At 52.5% G+C, this 5,616-nt stretch carries 1 protein-coding gene; it reads left to right on the plus strand.

Annotation, left to right across the window (positions count from 1 at the left end; translation table 11 throughout):
* Positions 1 to 80 precede the first annotated feature (80 nt).
* On the plus strand, positions 81 to 5,616 hold a 5,536-nt coding region (locus ACO0LG_RS29415), incomplete at its 3' end, for a DUF4347 domain-containing protein (RefSeq protein ID WP_423032147.1).

A 5,616-nucleotide genomic window follows, 5' to 3' on the forward strand; every position in this document is an offset into this window, starting at 1 on the left:
TCGTTCTGGAAAGACACGACCGGTAGCCGTGCTAACGTTATTACCGCCAAATTTGTTCCGACTGCGACAGGAAATTGATCATGATCCCAACTACCAACATACTGACTAATCAAGCGCAAGAGAATGATCATGTCGCTACCTCAGTGACACCGCTTACCCCTGTCATACAGACTGCTACGCCAGCGCCAGCGCCAGCATCTGCACCGGCACCAGTCCAGGCAGGTCCGCATGAAGTGGTGTTTGTTGATACCACGCTGCAAAACTGGCAAAGCCTGGTTGGCAATCTCAAACCTGGTACAGAAGTCATCACGCTCGATCCGTTAAAAAACGGTGTGCAGCAAATGGCAGATGCACTGCAAGGCAAGGCAGACATCACTGCTGTTCATATCGTATCGCACGGTGGTGAGGGTTATCTGGTCATGGGTAATACCATGCTGTCGTCGTATAACCTGAATGATTATCAAGCCAGTCTGGCGACCATACACAAGGCACTGGCACCAGGAGCAGATATTTTGCTATATGGCTGCGATGTCGCCAAAGGTGATGCAGGCACCAGCTTTGTCAATCAGCTGGCAAAAGCAACCGGTGCAGACGTAGCAGCGTCGACCAATGACACAGGTGTGCATGGTGACTGGGCACTGGAATACCATAGCGGCGCGGTAGAGACCACGACCATCGCAGCACAGCAATATCAATATGATCTGGCAACGATCAAGGTCACCAATCTGAATGATACTGGTGCCGGTTCTTTGCGTGCAGCTGTTGCATCAGCCACGGGAAATGCTGCTGCTGACACCATCGTTTTTGATCCGGCCTTGTTTGCCAGTGGTGCGGCAACCTTGACCTTGACTAGTGGATCTATCGATGTCGATTCTCCCAATAACGCCGATGCCCTGACGATCATTGGTGCGGGTGAAAATCTGCTGACGATCAGCGGCAACAATAACTCACGTATTTTTTCTGCCTATGGCTCGGGCGGCACCAAGAACAATACCTCTGCACTTACGCTTTCTGGTATGACCATCACCAATGGCAAGGGAGTCAACGGCGATGCAGGCTGGGGTGGTGGTGCAATTACTTTTCAGTATTCGGGTTCACTCACACTGGACCATGTCGTCATAACAAACAGCGTAGCATCAAAACAGGGGGCTGGACTTCTCTTTTATCAAGGTGGTGGAACTATAACGATCAGCAATAGCACCATTTCGAATAACACATCGAGCGCGCAAGATTCGGGCGGAAATGGTGGCGGTGCTTATGTTGGCGGCGCACAAATTAATATCAGCAACACTACCATAAGCGGAAATTCAGGGAATAGTCTAGGCAGATATGGTGGTGGTATTGCGATTGCAGCAGGGACGAGCGCGACATTAACAAATGTAACCATCGCCAATAACTCGACTGGCAGGTCTGCAGATGCCGCTGCTGCAGGTGGGGGTGGTATCGCAATCAGTGGTGCTGGAACCACGACAATAGTAAATTCAACTATCGTTGGGAATTCATTTACTGGTGGAAATGTGGCAACCAGCGGCGGCGGCGGCGTCTACATAAGATCCAACTCTGGCGCAGTGACGATAAAAAACACGATCATCGCTAATAACACCAGTACCAATGCCAGCACGAATGATACGGACGCTTTTATTGGTAGTAGTTCGACTTTATCTGGTAGCAACAATATTGTTTTGACTACAATAGGAGCCGCTGGAACTAATTCTTTGACGGGAACAATTACCACGCTAGGCAGCGCTTTAGGTTCACTGGCATTTAACGGTGGTGCAGTTCGAACCATAGCCATCGCGACCGGCAGTACTGCAATCAGTGCTGGCACAACCACAGGTGCGCCCACTACCGATGCGCGTGGCGCGGGACGTGGCGGTACAGTAGATATAGGTGCTTACGAGTTCAGTGACAACAACACCTTCGATTTTGCTGGCGTGGTGTCTCCCAATAAGGGAGCTATTGATGTGCCATCGAACTACAATCTCGTGATTGAATTCGGTACTGCAGTCACAGCCGTTGCGGCCAAGAACATCATTATTTACCGTCAGTCCGACAATGCCGTACTTGAAACCATCGCGGCAAATGATGGCGCCAAAGTGACCTTCAGTGCGGGCACTGGTGGTGCCAACAGCAAGGTCACCATTAACCCTACTGCCACGTTTGCAGGTAATACTGGTTATTACGTCTTAATCGACAGCGGCGCTTTCCAGGATGGTGGCAGCAATACCTATAACGGTATCAGCTCAAATTCAACCTGGGCGTTTACCTCAATAGCCATCCCGACCAGTATTACCAGCGCCACCTATGATGCCAGCACAGGTGTACTGGTTGTCACGGGCACCGATATGACCGCTGGTGACACCATCGATGTCACCAAACTGAGTCTGACTGGCAATGGTGGTTCTTACACGCTGACGGCCGCCACCAGCAATACAACCGCCACTAGCGCCACCTCCTTCACGGTCACGCTGGGCGCGGCAGACAAGATCTCTGTCAATAGCATACTGAACAAAAATGGTACCACTGCCGCAGATACCACAACGTTTAATCTGTCTGGAGCTGCAAATTGGGATGTCACGGCCAATTCCGACCCTGACACAACCGGTAACGGCATTACCGTCTCAAACGTTACGGCACCGACGATCACCTCAGCTACTTTCAATGCTACTACCAGTGTATTGACGGTCACTGGCACAAATCTGGTCAAGGTCAGCGGTGCCAATAACGATATCACCGTCTCGACCCTGACCATAACGGGTCAGGGTAGTCCATATACCCTGTCCACGACTGGCAATGTGGAAATCACCAGTGCTACCAGTTTCACGCTCACACTGGCAGGTGCCGATATTGCTGCGGTCAAGGCATTACTTGATAAGAATGGCAGCAGTTCCAGCGGTGGTACAACCTACAACCTGGCTGCAGCAGATGACTGGAATAGCGCCATCACTGGCGGTGATATTTCAGATGCGACAAATGCCATCACTGTATCCAATGCGCCACCGATTCTCACGAGTGCCACTTACGATGCCAGCACTGGCGTTCTCTCTGTCACTGGTGCCAATATCACCAATGGCGGCACGATAGATATCAGCAAATTGACACTGTTTGGGCAAAACGGCAACTTTTATGGCTTGACCACGGCCAACGTCACGGCCAGCAGCAGCACTGCATTTTCTATCACGCTGAATGCTAACGACAAAATAAATGTGAATGGCCTGCTGAACAAGAATGGGACAAACGCGGTCAGTGGTACCACCTATTTCGTGGCAGCAGCGACCAACTGGGACGTCACTGCTTCTTCCCCTTCCGATGTGGCTGGTAATCCCATCACGGTCTCGAATGTCACTGCACCGACCATCACTTCAGCCGCGTATGATGCCAGCACTGGTACATTCACCGTCACAGGCACTGGCCTGGTCAAGATAGTTGGTGCCACCAACGATATCACCATCAATAAACTGACCATTACCGGTGAAGGTGGCGTCACCCGCACGATTTCTACTACCAGCAATGTAGAAGTCACGAATGACACGACGTTCAGTTTCACCCTGGCTGGTGCAGATATCGATGCCGTCAATATCCTCTTCAACAAAAATGGTATTAATTCTACCGGTGGCACGACTTACAATCTTTCGGCTGCAGATGACTGGGACGGCCCCATCACTGGTGGAAATATCCAGGATTTGACGAATGCTGTGACGGTATCCAATGCGGCCGTCCCCACCATCACTTCGGCAACCTATAACTCCAGTACTGGTGTTCTGATCGTTACCGGCACAGGCTTGTCTATACTGAACGGTGCAGCGAATGACATCGTCGCCAATAAATTCACACTGACTGGTGAAGGCGGTGCCACCTATACCCTGACGGACACGGCAAATGCAGAGATCACATCGGCTACCAGCTTTTCACTGGTACTGAGCGCCACTGACAAGTCAGGTATCAACCAGATCGTCAACAAAAACGGCAGCAGTTCCACCGGTGGTACTACCTACAACGTCGCGGCAGCAGAAGACTGGGCAGCAGGCGCAGATGCAGCGGTTGTCATTGCCGACCTGACCGGCAATGGCATTACAGCCACGGTCGCGGCGCCTACCGTTACCTCAGCCACGTATGATGCCACTACCGGCAACCTGGTGGTCACAGGCACGGGCTTTACCCATCGCGCTGGTGCCACCAACGATATCATTGCCAACAAATTTACGCTGACAGGACAAGGTGGCAGCACTTATGCCCTGACCGACACGGCCAACGTTGAAATCAGTTCTGATACCAGTTTTACGCTGGTACTGTCTGCGACCGACAAACTGGGCCTGCGCACCCTGCTCAATAACAATGGTACGCAATCAGTAGGTGGCACGACCTACAACCTTGCTGCGGCAGATGACTGGGCCAATGGTGCTGATGCGACGCTCAATATCGCCGACCTGACAGGCAATGGCATTACCGTATCGAATATCGTACCTCCTGCTATCACCTCAGCCACCTATGACGCCAGCACGGGTATTCTGTCTGTCACTGGCACCAATCTCGCCAGTGGCGATACCATTGATGTTTCCAAACTGTCCCTGACTGGTCAGGCGGGTTCATATACCCTGACCACGGCCAATGTCACTGCGACCAGTGCTACTGCGTTCTCGGTCACTTTGAATGCTGCTGACAAACTTGCCATCAACGGTATATTGAACAACAACGGCACCATAGCGGTTGATACCACCACATTCAATCTGGCCGCTGCAGCAAGCTGGGACACGACAGTCACTACACCAGCAGATCTGACCGGCAATGCCGTCACAGTCGGCAACGTCACCGCCCCAACCATTACATCCGCGACGTATGACGGTACCACCCACATCTTCACCATCACCGGCACTAACCTGGTTCAAACGATAGGTGCGACGAATGACATCACGATATCCAAACTGACCATCACCGGCGAAGGCGGTGCAACGCGCACCTTGTCCACGACCGGCAACGTCGAAATCACGTCTGCCACCAGCTTTACGTTCACCCTGGCCGGTGCCGATATTGCTGCTATCGATAACCTGCTCAATAAAAACGGCACGTCTTCCGCCGGTAGTTCCACAACGTACAATCTCGCCGCAGCCGACGACTGGGATAGTGCCATCACCGGCGGTAACATCGCCGATCTGTCTGGCAATGGCATTACCGTCTCCAATGCCGCACCAAGCATACTGAGTTCTACTTACGATGCCAGCACTGGTATCTTGAGCGTCTCCGCCGTCAACATCGTCGGTGGCGACACCATTGATGTGAGCAAGTTATCCATCACAGGTCAGGCCGGTTCCTACACGCTGACCACCGCCAACGTCACCGCCAGCAGTTCAACTGCTTTTGCAGTCACCCTGAACGCCGCCGACAAGCTCGCCATCAACGGCATACTGAACAAAAACGGTACATCCGCAGTTGATACCACGACCTTCAATCTCGCAGCAGCCGCGTCCTGGGATCAGACCACGACATCCAATGCCGACCTGACCGGCAATACCGTGACAGTATCGAACGTCACCGCCCCAACGATTACGTCCGCGACGTATGATGGCACCACCCACGTCTTCACCGTCACCGGCACCAACCTGGTGCAAACTATCGGCG

It is taken from the genome of Undibacterium sp. Ji42W, assembly GCF_049340405.1.
GTDB lineage: Bacteria > Pseudomonadota > Gammaproteobacteria > Burkholderiales > Burkholderiaceae_D > Undibacterium.